This is a genomic window from Bacteroidota bacterium (assembly GCA_019637975.1).
GTDB lineage: Bacteria > Bacteroidota > Ignavibacteria > UBA10030 > UBA6906 > CAADGV01.
The window spans coordinates 69,342-94,541 of the sequence record JAHBUR010000015.1 but is presented as its reverse complement, the minus strand read 5'-3'; the positions used below and the strand labels follow the sequence as shown (position 1 = coordinate 94,541).

The following is a 25,200-nucleotide window of genomic DNA, read 5'->3' as shown; positions in this document are numbered from 1 at the left end:
TCATCTGATACTATCGCATGAGGGTCATTTTCTTGGTTTGCATAAGTCTGGCGCAAGATTATTGGATTGGCGATTGACCCGATTCGATACGATGATTGGGGAAATCAAATATCAGAAATCAGTCACGCCTCGTTGAAGAGGTTTTCCTATCATTAATTCCAGATCTCTTCATTAACAAGGAAGTGCCAACCAAGCTGGAGGTCAACAACCCAATTATTAGCTCCATTCCCGTACCGAATCAAGCCCGTTCTGCATATTGCTATAAAGAGAGATTTGTCGTAAAATGAACTTGTAGTTGATCATGCGGCAGTAGTTCCCGCCAGGACGTAAAACACGGCGGGCAAACAACTGTAGAATGCCGGCACGCGGGATTAGTTGATTGGTTCAACGCGAGCTTCCCAAGCTTGAAAAACGGGTTCGATTCCCGTATCCCGCTCAGCAAGGGACGGGTTCTCTGCCAAGGGCGAATGCGCCTCCGGCGTAGATTCCCGCCTGCCCCGACGCTTCAGTCGAGGTATCCCGCTCCAATTCATAAAGTTCACACCCTCACACTCTCTCAAGCATCATGACAGCATCAACAAGAGTCCCCGTGTGTGCCGCCTGCGACAGGCCGCAAACAGAAGTGCCGCTGATTTCGCTGGCGTATCTCAGCACCACGCTCTGGATTTGTCCGCAGCATCTCCCCGTTCTCATTCATAATCCGCAGATGCTCACCGGCAAAATCCCCGGCGCGGAAAACATGAAGCCGGCGGATCACCAAGATTAGTGTAGCGATCGGCTGTCGGCAATCTGCTCTCAGCCATGCGTAATCCGTAATCCCCAATCCCCAGCCCATTCATGCCTCAGCTCAAACAAGCACTCACGCGTTTCGATCTGACGATGATCGCCATCGGCTCGACGATCGGGTCGGGCATTTTCCTGACGCCCTCCCTGATTGCGCATGAACTGCAAACACCGTGGCTCATCCTCGCTGTGTGGGTCGTCGGCGGATTGATGGCTGTGGCGGGCGCGCTTACGTTTGCCGAGTTGGGCGGATTGATGCCCGGCGCAGGAGGTGTGTACGTCTATCTCTCCGAAGCATACGGCGGAATTTTCGGGTTTCTCTACGGCTGGGCATATTTGCTGGTAGTGAACACCGGCGGCGTGGCGGCGCTCAGCATCGCGTTCGCCACCTACTTCGGCTACTTCGTGCCGCTCGACCCGATGCAGCTCAAAGTTGCCGCCATCTGCGGGCTCGCCATCGTTACAATAGTGAATGTGCTGGGGGTGAAAGTCGGCGGCATTTTCTCCGATATCTTCACGTTGCTGAAAATGGCTGGGATTCTTCTCCTTATTATCGTCGGACTCGGCTGGGGTTCGTCAAGCACGACGGATTTTTCGGCATCGATCGGATCCTTCACGAACGGACTCGGTAGCGCGCTTGCTGTTGCGATGGTCGGCGTGCTCTGGTCGTACGGAGGCTGGCAGCATGCCTCGTTTGCCGCTGCGGAGGCAAAAGACCCGAAGCGGACGGTACCGTTTGCGATGGTCGTCGGTGCGTTGACAGTAACGGTGATCTATCTGCTGACGAACGTTGCTTATATGTTTCTTCTTCCCATCGATGCCATCGGCAGCTCCGAGAGGGTTGCCGCGGATGCCATCGGCAAGGTGCTCGGTCCCGAGGGCGCAGGTATCATTGCCATCGCCATTTTTATTTCCACGTTCGGCACCGCGGGCATCTACACGCTGACCGCTCCGCGTATTTATTTTGCGATGGCAAACGACGGCGTGTTCTTCAAAAAGGTTGCCGAGGTTCATCCCCGCTATCAGACGCCGGCCGTTGCCATCCTCATCCAGTCCATTTGGGCGGCGATCCTGATTTTGTTCTGGGGAACGTTCAACGAGCTGATTTCGTACGTTGTGTTCACCGATTGGATTTTTTTCGGACTTGCCGCTGCGAGTGTATTTATCTTCAGAAGAACCCGCCCGAACGCCGAGCGTCCGTACAGAACATTCGGCTATCCTGTGACTCCGCTCTTCTTCATTGCTCTCGCAGCGTGGTTTGTCTTCAATACATTCATCGAGAAGCCCGAACAGGCGATTGCCGGACTCGGGTTTCTTGCTTTGGGAATTCCTGTGTACTATTTTTGGAGGAGACAGAACTCTTCCGCCGCTTAAACCATAATCCCCTAACGACCATGAAAACGATCAATAACGATTACCCGTACTACGAGGTCGATCCGATCTCGACCATCCCCGATATGCTCGCGAATTCGGCCCGCAAGTATGCCAACAATCTCGCATTGCAGGATCTCAATCCGACACCAATCCCCCGCGTCACCTATCACGAGTTGAAAGAGCATGTTCTTACATTCGGCACCGCGCTGAAGCAGCTCGGCCTGAAGGAGCGTGATCACGTCGCCTTTATCGGCGAGAACAGAGTACAGTGGGCAATTACTCATCTCGCGTGTGTCACGTTCAACTTCGTTGCCGTGCCGATTGACAAAAATCTCAAAGAGAACGACATCGTCAACATCCTTCACGTTTCGGATTCGAAAGCGGCCGTGTTCTCCGAACCGTTTCGCGACATGTTTATCGAGTTCAAGCACTCCGTGAAGGCCCTCAAACATCTTGTTGATATGGATCTTGCAAGAAAAGAGAACGGTGTGCATTCAATGATGGAGCTGATGGCGAAAGCGAAACATGATGCAAAGAAGGCGCAGTTTGCGACGCCGAATCCTGACGAGGTGTGTGTTATCGTGTTCACCTCCGGCTCGATGGGACGTGCAAAAGGCGTAATGATGACGCACCGGAACCTCTGCACCAACCTGATGGATATGCGGCAGATGATCAGAATTGAACAGGATGATCGCTTTCTTTCCGTTCTTCCCATGCATCACACATACGAAGGAACCTGCGGCTTCCTGTGCCCGGTGTACGCCGGAGCATCCGTGTACTACTCGCGCAGCCTGAAGACGATTGTGGAAGATATGCAGAAAGCAAGTCCGACCATCTTCCTCGGCGTTCCGCTGATGTACGACAAGATGTACCGCCGCATTATGGTGGGGATTCAGGAGAAAGGCTTCAAGAAGGCAATCGTCCCGCCGATGAAAACGATTGCCGCATGGTTGGAAGCATTCGGTGCGGAAAAGGTGCGGAGAAAGATTTTCTCAGAAATCCACGAAAAATTCGGCGGGGCAATACGCTTGTTCATCGCTGGCGGCGCGGCACCCGATCCGCAGGTATCGAAGGGATTGCGCTCATTCGGCATCAAGATCATTCAGGGATACGGACTTACGGAAACCTCCCCCATTCTTACGGTAAACCGTGAATTCAATTTCAAAGACGAGGCTGCCGGAGTTCCTCTCCCGAGCGTGCAACTGAAGATTGCAAATCCCGACTCAAGCGGCCACGGCGAAATCATCGCGAGAGGCCCCTCCGTCATGCCCGGTTACTACAAGAACGAGGCCGCCACAGCCGAAGTGATGCACGACGGCTGGTTCTACACCGGCGACATCGGTTTCATAGACAAGGATGGATTCCTGCATATTAATGGAAGAAAAAAGAATGTCATCGTCGCACGCAACGGCGAGAATGTCTATCCCGAAGAACTTGAAGATAAAGTAAACAGGATACCGTTCGTTCTTGAGTCGGTGATTTACGGCGGGAAGGATGAGAAGAACGATGAGGAAATCCGCGTGATGATTGTGCCTCATGCAGAAACATTCATTGAGTATGCGCAGAAGAACAAGATTGAAGTAACAACGGAGTTGATCGAAAAAATTCTCAACGATGAAATCCGGGCGCTCAACAAGCATCTTCTCGGCCACCAGCAAATCAAGAAGGTGAAGGTGAGGGACAAGGAGTTCGAGAAAACAACCACACAGAAGATTAAACGGTACTTATTGCAGCAGGAGGATTCCGTCCGTTAGCTGAATTGCGGCAGTTTGACGGCGGCAAAAACCAAAATGTAGCAGGCAGCCGCGCTTATCATCACCACTGAGAAGCCGAATTCAACAGCAAGGAGAATTGCAAGCGGGGCTGCAATAACTGACATGCACCCGTTGATTCCCCAGGCCCACGGAACGACACTCTCGTGCTGACTCACCAACCGGAGCCCGAGTGGAAAAGGGATACCCATGACGAAGGCCGGCGGGGCAATCAGGAGAAAAGTCAACACGAATTTCAGCCAGAGAGGAAGTGACATGAAGGAATGGAGTATTGGAGTGATGCTCACCGCGTACACAAGAATTGACAGCGCGACAATCAGCCCGATTGTTTTCAATGACGACGGGGGAAGTCGCGACGAAACCCAACTTCCCATTCCCGAACACACGAGCATTGCGCCAATAACCGCCGCAGTTGCATAAATCGGATGCCCGAGGAACAGCACGAACCGCTGAATCAATACCATCTCAACAAACATATATCCCAACCCCAATCCGCCGAACAAAAGAACCACTCTCCACCTTCCCGCGTCTATCATCTTCTTCTTAAGAAGAGGAAGAAGAATCAGCAGAACAGCGACAATAACGATCTGAACCAGCGTCACGGCAATGATGAGCGACCCGAGTTCCAGAAAAGGAAAGGCATGCTCCCCAAACAATTCTCTCATCCGGGGAAGAGTCTTCCATTTCAAAAACTGCGAGAAGTAGGGCCTGTCATCGGTCGGGGGAGTGAGATTGAAACCGTAGTCTGAATATATCGCCTTCCGCTTATCCGAAACGATGCCGTCCACGAGAGAAAAGAAGCTCGTATCCTGCAGGATGTTGAAGCGGTTCCGTTCAGACCCAGCCATGGCCGGCAGCAGAACAGGATCAAACATCATCAACGTGCAGTACTCGCGAATATTTTGTACGTCTTGCTCCGAAAAGGGCGAGCGCTTCATCGCGAATGTTATCATCCCCCAGCTTCGTACGGCGGCAAGATGTTGATGCGGCTGTGCGACGCCCTCGTCCTCGAGTGTTTCCACAAGCGTCGCAAGAGCCCTCAGCGGGTTCCTTACCGGATAGTCCATCCACGAAGAAATCGCGAGAACTCCAGTCGCAGAGAGTTTACCCCACATCTCCCGAAATGCCTGTTTTGTCAGGAGATATTGCTCTTGCAGTGCATAGACTCCGCTTGTTCCGCCGAAGGCATCAAGTGTCGGCAAAACGATAAGGTCGTATCTTGCTGTATCGGATTGCAGAAACGTTCGCGGGTCAACTGTATGAACCGAGACGTCCGGGTGGAAAAATGGGGAATCGGTAGAGGAGGCGAGTTCCCGCTTGAGAGCTGAAACGACGACGTCATGAGCCTCAACTGCAACAATTTCACTTGCGTGTTGCTCAAGGGCCTGTGCAACAAACATTCCGGTTTTAGCTTGCAGAATAAGAACCCGGTCGCGTTGTTGCATTGCGTAGGGAAGTGCAAACGACATGTAGCGAAGCACTTGTGTTGTGTCGTGTCTCTGAGCTACAAACACAGGGCCGAACCAGTCCGCATTGTTAAACACAACGTCCCGATTGGCAAGCGGACCTCGATACGCAAGACTGAGACCCGGCGCATACCGTAATGCCGGAGACGACACGATCTGTACAAGTCCGTACGGGCTGCTTCGTTCAAAAACAATCTCTGCATCAGGGAGGTTGAGCGTTCTCTTCAGCGACTTGTAATCGGAGAGTTGCAGTTGGGATGGTGAAAAGAATAGGGATGCGGAGAGCGCAAGCGCTGCCGCACCCACAACAAGGGTTACCCTTCTATTCTGTGCAGAAACAATCAACAAGCCGGAGAGAACCGGAAGTAGACCAAGAACTGCAGGAAGTTTTTGCAGGGCAAACATCCAGAGCAATACAACGGCCAAGAGTCCGCCGAGACCCGATCCCAACAGATTCGACGCGTAGAACTTCCCAATCTGATCGACGTTTCTGATAAACACAATTCCAATGGCAAGAGCACCGAAGAAGAACGGCAGAAAGAAGACAAAGTAGGTAAGCAACAATCTTCCGATTTGCCCCCTCTCAACAAACAGCAGATACGAGTCGAACCGGACACTCTCGCTTTGGGATATTGCAACAACTCCGGCTATTGCTGCTCCACAGAGCATCATCAACAGCGGTATTGCAGATTCGGCTCGTTTCACAATCCATTCACGCGTCAACGCGAGGAACGTCCCGCTCGCGCCAAAGCCAAGAAGTGCAACAGAGATCACCATGTAGGCAAAGTGATGCCATTGCACAATCGAGAGCAGTTGCATCAACACAAGCTGGAAGGCAATAAGTGCGGCGGAGAGGAGGCCAACGGCAATGATGAGTCGGGCCGTCATGTTGCCACTATTGTCCTCTGGTGAGGGGAACGAAGCGAACAGGGATGAGGCTTTTCGTTGACACTTCCTTTCCCTTCTTCTCAACAAGCGTAAGTGTCTGCACGAAAAAAGGGGTCCCGACGGGAATGATCATCTTCCCGCCCTCCTTCAGTTGTTCAACAAGAGGAGGCGGGATATGTTCGGCAGCCGCGGTTACGACGATAGCGTCGAAGGGTCCCTTCTCCTTCCAGCCATAATAGCCGTCGGCGTTTTTAACGACGACATTATTGTAATTCAGGTTCTTCAGCAGATCGGCGGCGGGTTTTGCCAGTTCGGTGATAATCTCGATCGTGAACACGCTGTCAACTATTTCGGCAAGAACAGCCGCCTGGTAGCCGGAGCCGGTGCCGATTTCGAGAACGCGGTGACCGCGTCGCGGTTTCACCAACTCCGTCATATACGCGACGATATACGGCTGGGAGATCGTCTGGCCGTAGCCGATCGGAAGAGGTCTGTCGTCGTACGCCGCATCGCGCCGGGTTTCGGGGACAAAGAGGTGACGTTGAACCGTTCGCATGGCGCGCAGAGTCGCAGAATCGGCAACATCACGTGCGGCAATCTGCGTCCGCACCATTTTCTCCCGCGCTGCTTCAAACGGGTCCGACAGAAGCAGAACTGCAACAAGAAACGCAACCAACATTCTCATTGGGCTGATCTCCGTTGTTCAAAGAGAAGCTACGGAAGAGTAAGGTGCAGGTCAAGGCATTTCGGTGATTACACGAATCGGAGCCACGCCCAATAGACGAGCATGTTAACCGCTGTAAGCGGAATGCCGATTCGAGTGAACTCCCAGAAGGTGATTGTTTCTTTCGACCTCCGCTCCGCATTCTGAATGACGATGATGTTGCTGGCTGCCCCCAGGATGAAGAGATTACCCGCAATCGTGCTCGCCGCTGCGAGTGCCATGAGTTCCGGAAGACCGGCGCCTGCATGCGTCAGCATCGGCTGATATAACGCAACAAGCGGCACGTTGCTGACGAACTGGCTGAGCACTACACTTATCGCCAGAATCATCTCCAACGAAGCAATGTTGACATGCATCTCCCGAATCACGAATTGGAAGAAGCCGCTTCGCCAAGCGCTTTCCATCAGTACAAACATCGCCGCAAAGAACACGAGCGTATGCCAATCGATGTGTTTGATGATGTGCCATCGCTTCCTGCTTCCAACAAGAATGGGAAGACATCCCGCCAGGGCAATATGCGTGAGATGAAGATTGATTGGATACGCAATAACCGCCGTGGCTATCTTCACGACAACCAGAAGAAGTACAATCTGGAGTGAAATGCGTGAAAGGTGGGCAAGTTCATGATTCCTGATGGGTTCTTGTGAATGTACAAGTTCCGCATCATGGAAATCATCCGGATAGAATTTTTTCAAGATGAGATATGTCAGGTACAGATTGAGAACAGTCGGAACAAGAAGCCAACGCAGGAACGTCACGAACGGGTTCGGGATATTTCCGTTCAATGCAATCAATAGATTCTGCGGGTTGCCGATCGGGCTCATCACGCTGCCGATGGTAACGCCAAACGCCAATGCCAACAAGAACAGCTTCGGCGACATTTGATGTTTTCTCGACAGCACCAATACGACCGGCGTGCCGATAATAGCGAGCGTATCGTTCATCACAAGCGCGGAGGAAATGCCCGCACCAAACAGGATCATCACCAGCAGCGCATCCCTCGATTTCGCCCGCTTGAAATATCTGTACGAAAGACGAGAGAGATAGCCGCTTTCCTCCAGTCCCTGCCCGATCACAAACATCCCGAACAGGAACAACATCACATCAATATTGATTGCTTTGAGCGAGCCCGGAGGAGAAATTTGGCCGGTGAGAACGACAATGGCGGCGCCGAGCAACATCGCCTGCCAGATTTGAACGCGGATATTGCCGACTTGCCGGATGGCGATAAGGAGAAAAACAAGAATAAGCGCAAGGAGGGAAATGTTCACACGAAGAAGAAGCTATTGCGCAGGAAACGGAAGCGGGGGCGGCACACTGACCATTGCCACGGTGTACGCAATAACGGAAACGATGAGGCCCCACATGAACACAGTATATGCTATTCGCAGATAGCGGTACTTGACGCCCAAAACTCTGCCGAGAAAATACAAATCCTTGATCATGCTGCCGTACAGGTAGTCCCGATCGATCATCATTTCCCTCATCCCCCAATCGAAATCCTCGAGCGAGGATCGGTGAAAGTTGCCGAAGAACAACAGATTCACTTTGCGTTGATTGATATCTTCACGTGTAAACGTCCCGGTTGTTACTATCGGGCGTGTAGCAAGAATGGAGAATATCATGGTTACCAAACACACGGCGAGCAGGATAATCGTCGGCCAAACAAGATGGGGATGCGTGTCGAGTTTGCTTACCAGTACGCTGAACACAATTGCCATAATGGTACCGGTTGTCCCGATCAGAATACTTGCCTTGTGGTCGGCAAGCGCAGTCAGGTCGAGATGGTTCTTGGGGACAACGCGAAACATGGTTTCGATGCCGCGTTCGGGGCGTTGCTCTTTCTCCTGTTTTGCCGCAGCCCTGTTCTTCTTCTCCCGGATATTTGCGGCCGTTTCCACCGCTTGTGCCTGCAGCGACCGGAACATTTCCTGAAGCGTAACAAGATTCTTTTGCCGCCTTCCCTCCCACTCTCTGCGGGCGTACTGCGTGAAGAATCTCCCGGCGGATGCAAAGTCCACGTTTCGCTGTATCCATTCAAGATCCGTGAACATCGTTCCCGTGCGTAACTCCATTTCCATTCTCAACAAATCACTCCGCTCGAAAAACCGCTTCTTGCCCAGATGCGACATATCCGCGTCGCATACAATCTCTTCGAGTAGCGTCTTCGGAGATTGGGGAATTTTCGTGGCGCGAATGCAGTTCGCCACGATTTCGATCTTCTCGGCAGGATAGTTCTTCTCATCCAAAAACTTCGTTGCAATCTCGACGCTCTTTCCCTCATGTCCCTCAATAGCATCAACATAGCCTGCATCGTGAAACCAAGCGGAGAGAAGAACAGTCTCGGTATCGGATTTACTGAGCTTGCAGCCTTCGGCAAGTTCTTCGGCTGCACGAACGATTTGTTGTGTATGAAGAAGATTGTGATACACTGCCCAAGCGGGCAATTTCTGCTGACAAAGAGTGGAGACGTACGCTTCGGCTTGGGCGAGAATTTCGTTGTTCATGCTGCGCTTTGCGTGAAGTAAGACCGGAACCAACATAGGAAAAATGTCCCAGTATTCCAAAGCCGGGAAAAGCTATACGGAAACACCCAATGTCTTGAGGGCATCGACAAGTGTTGCGTGTGATGTATACTGAATCGCGTTGAATCCCAAAGCAGCGGCGGATTCAACATACTCGGCCATGTCGTCGATATAGACGCAATCGTACGGCCTCATATCCAGCTTTGCGAGAATATCCCGATACAGTATTTCGGCCGGCTTCATGGCACCGACTTCAAACGAGAGAGTGACCGCATCGAAAAGCGGAAACTCTTCCAGAGTCTGCATCTCTGTTTCAAAATGCCACGTGTTCGTGTTGGAGAGAAGGCCCAACTTGAAATGCGGCTTCAGGCTGCGGATAAGCTGCAACGTTGCAGGGTTTCGTTCAAATATCCTCACGAACGATTCCTTGAACTGCGGCATTGGCATGGAGAGTTTCAGGCGCGCCGTTACTTGCGCGCTGAACTCGTCTGAGGTTATGCGTCCGGTTTCATAATCAATAATCAAATGCGATGCCCGCTTGGCTTCTGCGAGAATGTCCTCACTCGTCAATGCAGTGTGGGGTAACAGGCGCCTGAAGAAGATCATGTGGTCGAACCTGGCAATTACATTTCCGTAATCGAAGATAATTCCCTTTACCATTACGCGAAAACCTCTTATTCATGCTACGTACATTCTGAATAAAGGTAGCAGATTCTGTGACAGAAGATAGACCCGCCGGCACGTTGATTATTGATTCCTCAGACCATATCTTAGAGCAGTAAGCCGTTCTCTGATACCACAACTACTCAAGCAGGTGTCGACGAGCGGCTTTTCCGCGTATCATGAATCTCACCGCTACGGTTTGTGCTCCAGTTGTTCCAGGTATCGCCTCACGGCATGTGTTCACGTTTCTCACAACAGTCAAGGAGAGTCTTATGCTACGTAGGACTGCTGCATGCTTGCTCGTCCTTTTTGTCTTCATCACACTTTCGATTACGGGCTTCTCACAGGAAGCAAAAAAGGACGTAAAGAAGGAGTCAAAAACATCCGCTACGACAAACCCGAAGGCGCCGGTCAATAAGGATCAGGGCAAAGACTCGAAGAAACCCAAAGCCCCTCCCTCCATGAAATCAATTGCGTGCCCGCAGCCCGGTTGCGGTTTGTGGGCAAAGAGCCGCAGCGCGAAGGAATTACGCATTCTCATGAAGAGACACGCAAGAGTATATCACAAGACTGATCTCACGCTGCAACAACTGAAAGCGATGGTCACAAAGCATGAACAGAAGTAGTTGAAAGCAATTCTGAACAAGAATCCGAATCATCACGGATGAACCTGTGGCACAATCTACATCGGCTGATATACCGACGACCAACTCTGCCGCCGGCGTGATGCCCCGCCTCGATTCGGTAGACTTGTTGCGAGGCATGGTCATGGTCATTATGGCTCTCGATCATACGCGGCATTTCTTCACAGCCGCAAGATTCAATCCGGAGAACTTTGACGACACGACATTGGCACATTTCTTCACACGGTGGCTCACACACGTGTGCGCACCGGTGTTTGTGTTCCTTGCAGGTACGGGGGCTTTCCTCTACCGCACGCGGGGCCATTCACAACGCGAGCTTGCCTGGTTTCTCTTCTCACGCGGCGTATGGCTTATCATTCTTGAACTGACTGTGATGCGCATGGGGTGGCAATTCAGTTTCGACTATTCCTACGCCGTTGCACAAGTCCTCTGGGCAATCGGGTGGTCCATGATCATTCTTTCGGGACTTGTCTTTTTCCCGATCTCCATCTCGACCATCTTCGGCATTCTGATGATCGTGGGACACAACGCACTCGACGGAATAAAACCAAGAATGCTCGGTGACTTCGACTGGCTGTGGAGGGTTATGCACACAGGAGGCCGAATTCAGATTTCCGAGAATTACACGCTAAGCATTATGTATCCGCTGATCCCGTGGATTGGAGTAATGGCAGCGGGGTACGGGTTCGGCGTTATTCTGATGATGAATCAACAAAGGCGAAGAACCATTCTCTGGTGGTTGGGGGGAAGTTCAACGGCAGCATTTCTTGTGATTCGTTGGTTGAACATCCACGGCGATCCGCATCCCTGGCTTCTTCGCGAGAGTATGGTCTGGACGGTAGTTGACTTTCTCAATTGTGAGAAGTATCCCCCTTCCCTCGTGTTCCTCTTGATGACTCTTGGGCCCGCGCTTGCGTCCCTTGCGCTGTTTGAGCGCGCTCGCGGAGCTTTGGCTCGGTTCTTCATTGTTTTCGGACGGGTGCCTCTGTTCTTCTACGTTGTGCATATTTTCGTTCTTCACGCACTGGCGGTGATTGCCGCGTACCTGACTCTTGGAGAACCGGGAAGCCTCGTGGGCAGCCAAACACCTCTCACCTTGCCGGAGGGATACGGTTTTGGTCTTCCCGTTGTGTACGCTGTCTGGATTGCAGTCTCTCCGGCACTCTACCCGGTCTGCCGTTGGTACGACGCGGTAAAGCGAAAGAGCCGAAACCAGATGTTGAGTTATTTGTAGATGTTTGATTCTTTCCTTTTTGCCTCTTACCTTAGGATAGAAGCTGTTCACTGACATCATGAAAATCTTGCACGGGGACCTGCAAACGGGTGTCGATGAACAGTTTTGCACTTTCACCCTCCCCTCACCCCGCACATCCTAAGTCTCTCTTTTCAACTACCGAGCTACGTTGCAAGGACCATGTGTTCAGCGAAGGGCCACACTAAGCCGAATTCAGTGTAAGCGAACGTCGCTGAAATCACGTATGCACAGCGCCTATATTCTTCTTCCCATCCTCGCGATCATCTTCTGCTATTGGCTTGTCGAGTACAGCCAACATCAGAGACGTGTCCACACGATCCCCATACGAGTGCATGTCAATGGAACACGCGGCAAGTCAAGTGTTACCCGCTTGATTGGCGCCGGACTGCGGGCAGGTGGGATTTCAACACTTACCAAAGTCACAGGCACCTATCCCCGTCTCATTCTTGAAGACGGATCGGATGTCCATATTCACCGTTGGGGAGAAGCAAACATCCGGGAACAGATCTCGATTGTGCGCTTCGCATCTGAACGAAAAGCGCAGGCTCTTGTCATAGAATGTATGGCGTTGGAGCAGCAGTTCCAGCGAATCACAGAGCAACAGATGATTCACGCGACAATCGGCGTTATCACAAATGTCCGGCTCGACCACATCGATATCATGGGACGAACATTGCCGGAGATTGCCGCCGTGCTCGCAGAAACAATCCCGGAAGAGGGGGAATTCTTCACGGGGGAAACAAATATCCCCAAAGAACTTGAGAAGCATGCCAAAGGGAAGAACGCGGCAATGCATCTCACAAACGAACAATCCGTCACTTCCGATGAGATGAGGGGATTCTCCTACATCGAACATCGTGAGAATGTCGCTCTTGCTCTCGCAGTCTGTCAACATCTTGGGGTGCCCCGTGATGTTGCATTGAACGGCATGTACTCGGCAATTCCGGACGCCGGCGCCTTGCGGCGGTTTCGCGTCGAAGCATTCGGCAAACGCCTCACCTTTTACAACGCGTTCGCCGCAAACGACCCTGACTCCACTTTGTTAGTATGGAAGAGATTGAAAGAGGAAACGGGACTTGACGGAACACGCATCGTCCTGCTCAACACGCGTCAAGACAGAATGGATCGCGCACGTCAACTCACGGAACTTGCCGGAAGAAAACTCACGCCGGATATGGAGTATCTGATGCTTATCGGCAACAACACCGATGTCGTGAAACACATGGCAATGGGATACGGTGTTCCGCAGGAAAAAATTCTCAGCATCGGCTGGGCACCACCTGAAACCGTTTTCGAAAAGGCGTTAGCGGCAACGCAGCGGGCCTCCACCATAGTTGCTATTGGCAATATGGGGGGCATGGGAGGCAAAGTGGCAGAGTACTTTGAACACAGGAGTTTTGCAGCCTATGATTGAGTTGGCAATTACCCTCGGGCTTATACTGAGCCTGCTTTCTTACGAGATCTTCGGATTGGCAGCAGGGGGAATTGTAGTCCCGGGATACATCGGCTTGCATCTTTCTCAGGTCGATCGGATGGCAGGCGTCTTGCTCGTAAGCCTCGTCACCTATTTGATTGTGAAGGTGACGAGCTACTACACGTTCCTTTACGGCCGGAGGCAAATGGTGGTAAGCCTCCTGATCGGTGCACTGTTGGCCAATTTCTCGCGACAGTTCCTGACATTCAATGTCGGAGCAGCTACCGCAGAGTTGACAGCAATCGGATGGGTAGTGCCGGGACTCATTGCCCATTGGTTCGGAAAGCAAGGCATCTTCAAGACCGTATGCGCTTTGTTAGTCACGTCGGTAATCGTGCGCCTCACAGTGATCGTGTTGTTCGATGGCCAGCTATTTCCGGGGGGATAACGGAGAAACAATGGCTACAATCAATACATATTCCAATCCGGTTCTTGCTGTATTTGCAGTAATTGCTGCGTTGTCGTTTCTGGCTGTTGAGAATTCCAAGGTTGACGTACGACAGAAATGGTATCACGAAAAACTCGAAGCGGCACGACGCGCAAAAGCCGCACAAGAGTGTATCAAAGATTTCCGCCTAGAACGCGGAGTGTTCATCGACGCCGTGAACGATCCGAACGAAACAGCGCTTATCGGGCAAGATATCACGCCGATCACGACCGACCGTGGCGACATTGATGCAAAAATCGCTTCGACTAATCCAAATTTTGCAGCCGTCATTGTGGAGCTTCTCAAGGAATCGGGAGTGAAGGAGAAGGATAATATCGCCGTTGCCATAACCGGATCGTTCCCTGCAATCAACATTGCAGTGTTTTCGGCGCTCGAAGTTCTCAAGCTCTCACCCATCGTCATCACATCGGTGGGTGCATCGAATTGGGGGGCGAATGATCCGCAGTTTACATGGTTGGACATGGAACGCTTGCTTCAGCAAAAGAAGATCTTCCGCACCGGATCGGTTGGGGCATCCATCGGCGGAGGCGGAGATATCGGAAGAGGCCTGAGTCCGGAAGGACGCGAGCTGATTCTTCAAGCGATCAAGCGAAATGATGTCGAACTTATCCGACAAGACCACATCGAGCAGAGCATTGAAAGGCGGCTCGAAGTATATGAAAAGCGCAGCAAAGGGCGTCCCATCAAAGCGTTCATCAATGTCGGAGGCGGCATTGCGAGTCTTGGTACTGTCGTAAACGGCGAACTCATCCCCAGTGGATTGACGAAGGAACTTCCCGTCAAGAATTATCCCGTGCGCGGAGTGATTATCGAGATGGCGAAGCGCGGCATCCCCATCATCCATCTCTACAACATCCGCCAGATGTTGAGAGACCACGAGCTACCGATTGATGCCGTACCCATGCCCGACGTGGGATCGGGAGGGATCTTCGTCCGCCTGAAATACAATGTGATTGTCGCGTGGATTGCAGTCGGAGTCCTCTCGGGCGCAATCCTTTTCGCGGCATACTTTGACAGGCGAAGGCACAGACTTGGAACGGAACCTGCTTCCCCGTTCAAAACGGAATCAGGACACGAACTGTAAATTCAGAGACACAGAATGAAAACAACGCTCTTCACCGTTCTCTCATTTCTCATCATCACCACGGTATTCACCGATTCTTCGTTCTCAGCCAGGAAGAAACATGTTATCCTCAAACCGAAACAAGTCGACAGGGAATTGACAATTGTACTCGCGGGCAAGAACCGGACCTACTACCCGTTGAGTGCGGCACAACCGAGCAAGCTCGAAGTCAAAGGCCCCGGCACACTCCGCATTCTCACGCGAGCGCGGTTTGAAGGGGAGTCTTCCGATGACGTTCGCTACGGCATTCACTATAGGATTGGCGGTTCAGCGCGGCAGACATTTGAAGTTGACGATGTCGAGCAGGCACCTGATGCAAGGTACAAAGGTGATGCAACGGGTACTCCGGGCGAGGCCGAAGAGTTCATTCTGAATATCAACAAAGGTGTACACACGGTTGAGTTCACCTTACAATACCCTACACCGAAGGTTGCGGCTCGATATCTCTTCACCCCTCACAAACAGAAAAGGACAAAATGGGTTGCCCTGTCCCCTCTCGCTCCGGTCGAGCCGGTTGATCTTTACGAGGCGGAGACCGCGTTTCACTACTTCCGATTTTCAAAACAAAAACCTCTCCGGCTTGAGATTATCGGTCCGACGGAACTGAGAATCAGGACTCGCGTCGAGAACAGTTTTACGATGAAAGGACGCGTGAACTACCGGCTGCAAATCCGCCAGGGCGATCAGGTGGTACAATCCTATCAGTTAAGCAGCAAGCGGTCGGAGACGGCCATGTACAAGGATAACACGAAACTCGTTCCCGGAAAACCGCGGGAGATCGTGTTCACCGTGCCTGCGGGGAAGCAGTATTATGAAATTACCCCGCTCGATCATCACACGCTCCTGGGGCAAATTCTATTCCCTCAGAAAGATGCCAAACTCGAAATGTGAAATGGAAACCACATTCTCTCGCAGGGCTGTAATGCTCTTCGCATTTATATTTACTCCGGTCATCGCGTTGGCGGCCGGTTGGCTTTCGTCAGCAAAGATGGAACTGGGAGCCTCGTCACTTTACGACAACAACATTCTGCGCTACTCCGATAAATACATCTCCCGGTTTAACAACCGTGAAGACGCAGGACGTTTTCACAATAGTACGCTCGATGATCTGATTCTCGTCAACTCATTCAGGCTCGGGTTGACGATGCGGCTAATCGGTTCGCAAACCACGCATGCAACAGTTGACTACCGACGACGAACCTACACTCACAATAGCATCAAAGACTGGTCGTACGTTGCGATCGCCCTGAGACAGGATGTGTCCAAGAAGATCTCCGCACAAATCGATTACAGCTACATACCGGAGTTCTATGTGCGGCATTTCCGGGATGAGAATTGGACCGCGCTGTACGGCTTCAGAGACCCCATCGTGTATCAACCATTCAGTTTCAAAAAAGATGAGGTTGGAGGATGGTTGCAGTATGCTCTTTTCACGACAACGCGGGTACGGACAACGTTTTCGTTTGCCCGCTACTTCTACAACGAGCATTTCACGGAATATGACTGCAAGAATATTTCGGTTGGAATTATCCTATATCACACCGTCACGAAGAATCTCAAACTCACAGCGGAATTCGAAGCCACTTCATCACGCGGCGACGGCACGGTAGATATGAATCCTTCTTACAACCAGAACGTGTACGGTATCGCCGTCGAGTATCAGTTGCCGAAGTTTCTCGGTCGAAAAAACAGCATCGGAGTCGGAGGGGAGTTTTCACGCAGTTGCTATACCTCAACACACTTCCTTGAGTTGGATCCCAATCATGCCGGTCGTGATGACCGGAGCTACAGGGTATCGGCTTCGTACAATTTCGAACTTCTCAAAAATCTTGGGCTCATGCTCTCGTTCGGTTGGCACGACAGGAAAGTCAAAACGGCAGCAACCCAGAATGCCGAATATTTGTCCGCAGAAAAGGATTATCGTCAATATCAAGTCGGGTTGGACGTCCGGTACGCATTCAACATTGTTCCTTAACGATTGTAGTGAAAGGAGATCGGAAAGAGATGTTCAAACAGGCCTTCCTAGTTCTAAGTGCATGCGCGATTGCAGGCTGCGCCAAGCCAACCGCTCCCGAGTCGTTGAATCCGGGAACGGGAGGCTATACTATTGTCGCGAAGCTCCCTGTTCCGGGCTACGCCCAGGATATTGATTTGAAGGACTCGCTCGCCTACGTCGCCGAGGGAGAGGGAGGCGTAGCAGTTGTAAATGTCGCGAACGCAGATGCACCACAGGTTGCCGCTCTGTGCTATATCGGCGTGCGCGGATATTCTTACAAAATCACTCGAAGGGATTCGATCGTCTACCTTGCAACAGGAGCTTTCGGCATCAACACGGTGAACGTGGGAAACCCCCTCGCCCCGACATTCGTCGCCCACTATGGCGCAGCAAGCAGCACCAACGAAGTACATGTGTTTGGTGACTGGCTTCTGGAAGGCAAGGGTGAAGCCGGTATCCGCTTTGCCAATGTCTCCGAGGTTGATCCCGGATATATCGATGCACGCGGATCAATCATCACTCCCGGTTATGCCCGAGGAATGGCGACAACCCCGGACAGCTTGCTGGTGGTTTCTTGCGGAGAGATGGGATGGGCGCTGTACGATCTGAAAGATGTCGGCCGTTTACAGGGATTCTACACTGCCGACAAGCTTGCTGTTGGATGGGTGGATTTGCCCGGGTACGCGGTGCATGCAGCATTAATGGGAAGCCAGCCGATCGCTTTCGTTGCCTGCGGGTCAGCAGGAATTTACGTCGTTGATTTTTCCGACATGGCCAACCCCAAAATCATCGGCGGATATTCCACAGGCGGTTACGCGAAGGAAGTAGCGTACAGCAGCGGACGTCTTTACGTCACGACAGAACTGAGAGGCCTGCAGATATTCTCCGTTACTGCACCTTCCTCACCGACGTTGATCGGGGTTGTTGAAACGAAGTATGCCCTTGGATTAGCCGTTGACCAACGGTACGTTTACGTCGCCGACCAGACTGAAGGCTTGATCATCGTCAAGATTCCCGCTCAATGAAGATACAGCCACCAACATCTGAATTAGAGAACTAAGAACCACAAAGGAAGGCGTGATACATGATACGAATTTCTTGCACATTGTCGCTGGCGATTGCATTGCTGACGTCGGCCGGACGAACTGAATGGGTATCGCTGAAAAATGGAAGCGCACTGCCTGCGGCTCCGAAAGTGACTGTTCTTCAAGACGATGGCACTACCACTGTTCTGAAGGTGGACGTGCCCGGCTTTGAAGTGAACCATGTCACGGGCGACGGCAAACTCTATCACTCCATTGATCTTCTGAACGATATGAGCTCCGACCAAGCCGGGCATCCGTCGGTGCCGTATATTGCCGAGATGATTATTATCCCGGACAGAGGTGATGCAACCGTGCACGTGATAGAGACGGGAGCTATGGAAAAATATAGCGGTTTTGCTCTGCCTCCGGCCAAGCCGTCATGGGAGGAAGGATCCCCTCAGCCACCTTTTGTTGAGAGTGAAGACGCCTACCATTCTGCGAGCCTCTACCCCGCGACAATTGCGACAATTGACGACCCTGTTGTGTTCAGGGATTTTCGCATTGCGAGGGTTGCTATTTATCCTGTACAGTACAATGCAGCAACCAAGGAAGTTTACATCACAACCTCGATTACCATACGAGTGAACTATGGAGGGGGAACGGGAATCAATCCTAAAACCAGCCCGAAACGGGCAATTCCACGTTCATTTGGTGCTGTGTACCGAAGTTCGTTTCTCAACTACGAGAGCGTTCTCAACAGGAACTTCGGCGGGCTTGAAACCGGGCGCGAGGTTCTTTTGTGTATTGTGCCCGACACGTTTGCAACGGCGTTTCTGCCTTACGTGCAGTGGAAACATAAAACCGGAACCTACGTCAGGCTCACCAAGTTTAGTGAAATCGGCGCCACCAGCTCAAATCCCGACATCATCAAAAACTATATCACGCAATGCTATTCTCACTGGATATATCCGCCGACCTATGTTCTGCTCGGCGGAGACTACGGTTATGTGCCCATCAAGGCTGCCTCCGGACAATCGTTTGCCAACGAGGACTACTTTGTGGAAATAGAAGGGAACGATGTATTTCCGGAGGCGTACATCGGCCGGTTCACACACAGTACCGTGAGCGGATTGCAGACAATCATCAACAAAATTATCAAGTACGAACGTACTCCGTATCGTACCAACAGGGATTGGTTCACGCACGCCGTGGTTTGTGCGAACAATGCGTACCCGACACAACCTGAAACGAAGCGATGGGTGTCGAATATCATGAGAGAGAGCGGCGGGTTTACGATTGACACGTTATTGAATCTTTACCAAGGCCCGTGCATCTACAACGTTTCGAATGTTATCACCGCAATCAACAACGGCCGCAGCTTTCTGAATTATCGTGGCGAAGGAACCAGCAGCGGATGGACCCTGGCAAACTGCTATCCGTTTAGTACGACGAACGTGTCGTCAGTGAACAATGGCGAGATGCTTACCTTCGTGACAAGCATCGGATGCGGTGTGGCAAACTTTGCCGTAAGCGGCAGCAACTGTTTTGGCGAACAATGGCTTGAACTCGGGACTGCTACAACTCCGCGTGGCGCTTGCGCATTCGTCGGCCCGACGTGGGGAAACACGCATACAAAGTACAACAATGCAATAGACAAAGGCATTTACGTTGCACTTTTCCAGGAAGGACTGCATACTCCGGCCCAATCATTGTTGCGCGGCAAGATACGCATGTACAATTTGTACACTCCTTCCGACCCGTATGTACCTCTGCATTTCAGAGCTTATGCCGTTCTCGGGGATCCGAGTACATATCTATGGAAGAACGTGCCGGAAAACGTACACGTCAACCACACACGTCAGATTTCCATAGGATACGACCAAATTCAAGTTACGGTTCTTGATTCGCTAACGTCAGTTCCCGTTGCGGGGGCTGAGATTTGCGTTGCAAGCGATAGTGTGTACGCAACAGGCATTACCGATGCTTCTGGCTCCGCAACTCTTGAGTTACTGTCATCAAGAATCGATACGCTTTCGATTGTCGTGCGGGGTCAGCGCGTGGTACCGGTGGAGGGCAGCATTGCAGTTGTTTCAAGCGAAGAACACGTCGCCCCGTTGGGTGAGCCTGCAATCACAGAAGTCAGCGGAAACCTTGACGGCAAAATCAACCCGAATGAGACTTTCGAGATTTCGTACCGGCTCAAAAATTGGGGAACGCAGCCCTCCGCACATGTTCAGGCAACGCTTTCCGTTTCAGATACTACACATACGGTGGTGGTGAACCCGGGACCGGTAGCGTATGGAACCATCGTGCCGAATGATTCGGCGTCGGGGAACGGATCGCCGCTGCAGTTCTACTTGAAGCCCACAACTCCTGTGGGGTCGAGAATCTCGCTGCAACTGAATGTCAGCAGTTCGTTACACTCATGGAGCTACCTGACTTACAAGGATGTTGTTGGATGCAATCTCGAGTATGCATCGACTGTTGTTGATGATCAAGGGTCATCGCGTCAGAACGGTCGCCTTGATCCCGGAGAAACAGCACGCCTCTATCTCAAGATTCGCAATACCGGCGAAGATATAGCCCCCGATGTCGTGGGAATCCTTCGAACGGATGATCCGTACATCACCGTTCTCGACTCTACCGCCAGTTTCGGCCCGCTGGCTGTCGGCGACAGCGCAACCAGTTCAGCCGACTACTTTGTTGTCAGAGTTGCAGAGTCATGCCCGTTGGAGTCGTCCCACAGCTTTTCCCTGCTTCTGAGCACTCGGAGCGGCAACTACCCCTATTCAGTTCTACGCACATTCTCACTAAATGTCGGACTTCCTGTGGGCGCGGACCCAACCGGCCCTGACGCACACGGGTATTATGCCTACTCCAATGATGATTCCCTCTACGAGCAGTCACCGAAGTTCGAATGGGTGGAAATCAGGGGTGTCGGAACACGTGTGCCGTACGTTTCGCCGGGAGATTTCACCGTAACGGTGACGCTGCCTTTCACGTTCAAGTACTACGGCACACAGTTCACAACAGTCCGCGTCAGCTCTGATGGCTGGATAGCGTTCGGTTCCGGAACACAGACAAACTACAACAACTATCCGCTCCCCAACAGCGACAATGTCAATAATATGGTGGCTGTGTTTTGGGATGATTTGTTCGAGAACAGCAACAACCCGACCAGCAAATTGTTCCACTACAATGATGCGTCAACGCATCGATTCATTGTTGAGTGGGATTCCGTCGGTCATTTCGGCAGTACGACTTTGCGCGAGTCATTTCAAATCATACTCTGCGACCCGGCATTCTATCCCACCCCGACGGGCGACGGCGAGATTATCTTCCAATACCGGATTGTAGGAGAAGAGGGATCGTGCACTATCGGCATCGAAAACAGCGCCCAAACGGTAGGCTTGCAGTATATGTACAATAGTGCGTATCCTTCAAGCGCCACCGAGGTTCGGGATGGAACCACTATACGATGGACAACACGCCCTCCGACGATCCTCACGGGCGTGAAATCACCGGAACTTCTTGCATTGCCGTTCGAGTATTCCCTTGCGCAAAATTTCCCCAATCCCTTCAATCCAACAACTGTTATCAGATATGCCCTTCCGTTTGATAGCAAGGTGTCACTCAGGATCTGCAATATCCTCGGGCAAGAGGTAAGCATGCTCGTCAACGAAGTACAATCGGCAGGAAATAAGATCGCTGAATGGAACTCGCAAAGCGATGCAAATATGAGCGTCGCAAGCGGAGTCTACTTCATACATCTGAAGGCAGAAGGAGTAAACGGCCAGGTATTCTCAAGCGTTCGCAAGATGATCCTCCTGAAATAGGGCGGAGACTGAAGAGGATCGTCACATATGCCGGGGTTGCTCAATGCAACCCCGTGGCGTTCACACGCGACAGGGGGTGCAACGTTTGGCCGAACGACGTAGTGCGTGAAGGCCGAATATGACTTGGAATGGATCGGACAACGTGACAAACAATCTACGTACATTTCGCTGTGAATTGTTGCTTGCGATGACCCTTCTCGTTGTCGCTTCTTCTTTCCCCCAAGACAATCGGAACGTTACGCTTTCTCAATCCGTAGCAGACACAATCGAGAACTTCGAGTCCGGAACAGTTCATCTCAACTCCTATCCGGGCCGTGACGAGCATCCCAATGCGTGGTCTGTGGACTCACTTCTGCCGCATGCCGGCTCGCGCTATTCGCTGAAGTTGTGGGGGAATACATGGAAGATCGAAGCAATCCCACCCTGCAACCTTGATACCGGAAGTGTCTGGCAAGTCGCGGCATACATTGACAGTGTCGGCGAGATTCAGGGTTTCGGCGTGATCGACGATTCATCGCGTACGTTGATGTATTGCTTCGCCGGAACACAACAAGTAAGCCCGGCTGAGTGGATCACGGTGTATCAGGGGGCGTTCCCGATCCGCTCGTGGAACCGCTATCAACTTCCCATTGCAGATGATTGGCTCGCCCGGTACGGCCGTCTCCCCACTATTACCGGCTTGGTATTTATTAACAGCAGACCTGTGGACCCGCACTCGGTCATCTTTTTCGATGATATTGTCGACATCACGAGTGAACTGCCTATCGTGCCGGTCGTCTCAATCTCTTACTCAATAGGCAGTGTCTATGCAAACCGGTTTGGCGTGAACAGCGTCGACGTTCAGTTCTTCAGTCATGTCACTCCCGACTCTACGGCATATTCTTTTTTGTGGAATTTTGGTGATGAGACAACCAGCATCTTGCCCAATCCTCAGCACACATTCGTCGTCGAAGATGATCATCCTTACACGGTTCTGCTAAAAGCTGCGAGTCCGGGCGGGATGAGCGGAAGCGCATCCTGCCGGATTCAGGTGGATCCCGGTGAGACGACATTTCCGATCATGATAAACTTCGTCGGCGACATTATGATGGCACGCAGATATGAACAAGCCGGCGGAATTATTCCCACGCAGGGCGTGCAGGCAATCTTTGCGCCAACCCGGCCATACCTCGGCGATGCAGCAGATATCACCGTTGCCAATCTCGAAAGCGCGCTTACCAGCACCGGAACCCCCCACCCGACGAAAAGCGTAGTGTTCAGAAGTTCTCCCGCAAACGTTGCAGGATTGACGTATGCAGGAATTGATGTCGTAACGCTCGCCAACAACCACGTGATTGACTACGGACTTGCAGGATTGCAGCAGATGCAATCCGTTTTGAGAAATAGCAACATTGTTTTTTCAGGCGCCGGAGCCGACTCCTACGAAGCGCTCCTTCCGGCCTTTTATTCACAATCCGGAGTGTGTATTGCTTTTGTTGCTTCCAGTGATCGAACGGGACAATACAACAACGAGCAGCCGTTCCTCAATGCGGGGTTTAACAAGCCGGGTTTCGCCAACCTGACACCTTGCAATCTCCGCAATCAAATCGATACTGTACGGAATATTGCTGACCTTGTTGTTGTCGAGATGCATTCGGGCAGCGAATATTCCTTTGCGCCATCGAGAGGCATTGAGATAGATGAGGGAGCCGATGAAGAGTATTCTCCGTTCATGCATTCCCCCCTTCCCGCCGATATTCAGATTCGGCAGCAAGCCATTGACAACGGCGCAGATGTCGTCATCTGCCATCACCCGCATATTCTCCAGGGATTTCAGGCGTACCAAGGAAAGCTGATCGCCCACTCACTCGGCAATTTCACGTTTGACCTCGAATATCCGGAAACAATGCCTACCGCAATTCTCAATGCAAAAATCGATCAACGGGGATTCCACGACTACTCGGTAACTCCCGCGTTTATCGATCACTACATTCCCCGCAGGGCATCAGGCGAATTCGGACTTCATCTTCTCAACTATCTCTCAAAACGCTCAAAAGATCTCGGCACGTACATGATCGTTGATTCCGAGTCGGTAACTGCCGGCATTGTGCTCGATACAACGCTGCTTCAGCCTTCGACGATCTCCCACACATCTCCCCTCAGCATTCAACAAGCAGGAGCAGAGTGGGTGTCCGCGCCGTTGCGCCTGATGAGAAGCGGCAGCATCTCGTCTATCGAGAGGGTGAGTCCTTCGGGTTCGTGGCAATACCGGTTGGGGCGGGATGTTGTTTGGTTCGGGAATTTTGAGAACGAGGGTTGCGCTCTGTGGAACGTTGGCGGGGGCGAGTATGATTCAACTGCATACTACCGGGGACGCCGGTCGTTGTTGCAACGCCGGGCAGCGGGATCGGGAACAGCAACAGCCAATCTTGAAAAGCGTATACTGTGCAATTCTCCCTCTTCCAAACACTCCCTCTACGGATACGTCAAAACCTCCAATGCAAACAATGCAATTATCAGAGTGAAATACTACAGTTCGAGAAGCGGCTTAGAGATTGGCTCAACCGACATCGGTTCATTCGTAAACGGAACGACCGACTGGGCGCTGTATCACAGGGAGTTTGCCCCCGCTGCCAATACGACATTCTTTGACATTCAACTTACAAGTTCATCTCCATCATCGGGAAACGGCAGTACATGGTTCGACGATGTCGGGATCATTGAATGGTCGGATTGGATGCAAGTGGACCCGTCCGTGAAGTCCGTGACTCCGAATGACTACTACTGGGTGCAAGTCAAGACATCGTCCTCGACAACCAACGCATCAATCACGTACAATGAAACCCGTTACAGCCAACTCACAACCTCTGTCGAATCAGCGGACGTGATTCCCTCCGGAGGTTTCCTGTTGCTCCAAAACTACCCGAACCCGTTCAACAGTTCGACAACCATTCAGTACACACTTTCGGGTTTATCAAAGGTGAGACTGAACATTTACAACATACTCGGTCAGCAAGTCGCACAACTTGTTGGAGCGGAGCAACCTGCCGGAAACTATCGGGTTCGTTGGGATGCCGCGCAGGCAGCAACCGGCATCTATTTTTGCAGGCTGCAGACTGAAGCAGGGGCGACCACAAAGAAACTATTGTTGCTGAAATAACGGGCGGGGTTCTAAGGCAAAAATCCCGACTCCGTCGGGATTTTTTTTGTGAACGCAACTGGCGC

Annotated in this window: 18 protein-coding genes and 1 tRNA gene; 14 read left to right on the top strand and 5 right to left on the bottom strand. The window is 51.8% G+C overall.

What is annotated here, in order from left to right:
* The first annotated feature begins 365 nt into the window (after positions 1-365).
* From KF749_10315 to KF749_10300, 4 genes are all read left to right on the top strand, one after another.
* Positions 366-436: transfer RNA gene (locus KF749_10315), tRNA-Gly, on the top strand.
* Positions 437-565: 129 nt separating this feature from the next.
* A complete protein-coding gene (locus tag KF749_10310; protein ID MBX2991544.1) occupies positions 566-766 on the top strand; it encodes a hypothetical protein in 201 nt (66 codons plus the stop codon).
* Positions 767-837: 71 nt separating this feature from the next.
* A complete protein-coding gene (locus tag KF749_10305) occupies positions 838-2,157 on the top strand; it encodes an amino acid permease (GenBank protein ID MBX2991543.1) in 1,320 nt (439 codons plus the stop codon).
* A gap of 20 nt (positions 2,158-2,177) precedes the next feature.
* Entirely contained in the window at positions 2,178-3,911 is a 1,734-nt protein-coding gene (locus tag KF749_10300) for an AMP-binding protein (protein MBX2991542.1), read from the top strand.
* Here the strand turns inward: KF749_10300 and KF749_10295 are convergent.
* The 5 genes from KF749_10295 to KF749_10275 form a co-directional block, all read right to left on the bottom strand.
* Positions 3,908-6,283 (bottom strand): spermidine synthase-like protein, encoded by a 2,376-nt coding sequence (locus tag KF749_10295; protein MBX2991541.1) that lies wholly within the window; start codon positions 6,281-6,283, stop codon positions 3,908-3,910. The two genes, KF749_10300 and KF749_10295, sit on opposite strands and share 4 nt — an antisense overlap.
* Before the next feature lie 7 nt (positions 6,284-6,290).
* Positions 6,291-6,968 carry a protein-L-isoaspartate(D-aspartate) O-methyltransferase gene (locus tag KF749_10290; protein ID MBX2991540.1) on the bottom strand — a complete coding sequence of 226 codons (678 nt, stop codon included), beginning with the start codon at positions 6,966-6,968 and terminating at the stop codon, positions 6,291-6,293.
* A 68-nt stretch (positions 6,969-7,036) separates the two neighbouring features.
* Positions 7,037-8,278 carry an anion transporter gene (locus tag KF749_10285; GenBank protein ID MBX2991539.1) on the bottom strand — a complete coding sequence of 414 codons (1,242 nt, stop codon included), beginning with the start codon at positions 8,276-8,278 and terminating at the stop codon, positions 7,037-7,039.
* 12 nt (positions 8,279-8,290) lie between these two features.
* Entirely contained in the window at positions 8,291-9,514 is a 1,224-nt protein-coding gene (locus KF749_10280) for an HD domain-containing protein (GenBank protein MBX2991538.1), read from the bottom strand.
* 72 nt (positions 9,515-9,586) lie between these two features.
* A complete protein-coding gene (locus KF749_10275; GenBank protein MBX2991537.1) occupies positions 9,587-10,192 on the bottom strand; it encodes an HAD family phosphatase in 606 nt (201 codons plus the stop codon).
* A 275-nt stretch (positions 10,193-10,467) separates the two neighbouring features.
* On the opposite strand from KF749_10275, the gene KF749_10270 reads away from it, so the two are divergent.
* The 10 genes from KF749_10270 to KF749_10225 all read left to right on the top strand — a co-directional run bounded on the left by KF749_10270 (position 10,468) and on the right by KF749_10225 (position 25,135).
* The gene (locus KF749_10270) at positions 10,468-10,821 is read left to right on the top strand and encodes a hypothetical protein (GenBank protein ID MBX2991536.1); all 354 of its coding nucleotides are present in this window, start codon (positions 10,468-10,470) and stop codon (positions 10,819-10,821) included.
* Positions 10,822-10,921: 100 nt separating this feature from the next.
* Positions 10,922-12,073, top strand: a complete 1,152-nt coding sequence (locus tag KF749_10265) for a DUF1624 domain-containing protein (GenBank protein MBX2991535.1) — start codon at positions 10,922-10,924, stop codon at positions 12,071-12,073.
* 244 nt (positions 12,074-12,317) lie between these two features.
* Positions 12,318-13,508, top strand: a complete 1,191-nt coding sequence (pgsB, locus tag KF749_10260; GenBank protein ID MBX2991534.1) for a poly-gamma-glutamate synthase PgsB — start codon at positions 12,318-12,320, stop codon at positions 13,506-13,508.
* The gene (gene pgsC, locus KF749_10255; GenBank protein ID MBX2991533.1) at positions 13,501-13,956 is read left to right on the top strand and encodes a poly-gamma-glutamate biosynthesis protein PgsC; all 456 of its coding nucleotides are present in this window, start codon (positions 13,501-13,503) and stop codon (positions 13,954-13,956) included. Before pgsB ends, pgsC begins: the two co-directional genes overlap by 8 nt.
* Positions 13,957-13,966: 10 nt before the next feature.
* Complete coding sequence (pgsW, locus tag KF749_10250; GenBank protein ID MBX2991532.1) at positions 13,967-15,100, top strand: poly-gamma-glutamate system protein; 1,134 nt, start codon at positions 13,967-13,969, stop codon at positions 15,098-15,100.
* A gap of 15 nt (positions 15,101-15,115) precedes the next feature.
* Positions 15,116-16,030: a hypothetical protein gene (locus KF749_10245; GenBank protein MBX2991531.1), complete on the top strand. Its 915-nt coding sequence runs from the start codon at positions 15,116-15,118 to the stop codon at positions 16,028-16,030.
* 31 nt (positions 16,031-16,061) lie between these two features.
* Positions 16,062-17,114: a hypothetical protein gene (locus tag KF749_10240; GenBank protein MBX2991530.1), complete on the top strand. Its 1,053-nt coding sequence runs from the start codon at positions 16,062-16,064 to the stop codon at positions 17,112-17,114.
* Positions 17,115-17,143: 29 nt separating this feature from the next.
* Positions 17,144-18,160, top strand: a complete 1,017-nt coding sequence (locus KF749_10235; protein MBX2991529.1) for a hypothetical protein — start codon at positions 17,144-17,146, stop codon at positions 18,158-18,160.
* A 59-nt stretch (positions 18,161-18,219) separates the two neighbouring features.
* Complete coding sequence (locus KF749_10230; GenBank protein MBX2991528.1) at positions 18,220-21,996, top strand: T9SS type A sorting domain-containing protein; 3,777 nt, start codon at positions 18,220-18,222, stop codon at positions 21,994-21,996.
* Positions 21,997-22,138: 142 nt separating this feature from the next.
* Entirely contained in the window at positions 22,139-25,135 is a 2,997-nt protein-coding gene (locus KF749_10225) for a CapA family protein (protein ID MBX2991527.1), read from the top strand.
* Positions 25,136-25,200: the final 65 nt, after the last annotated feature.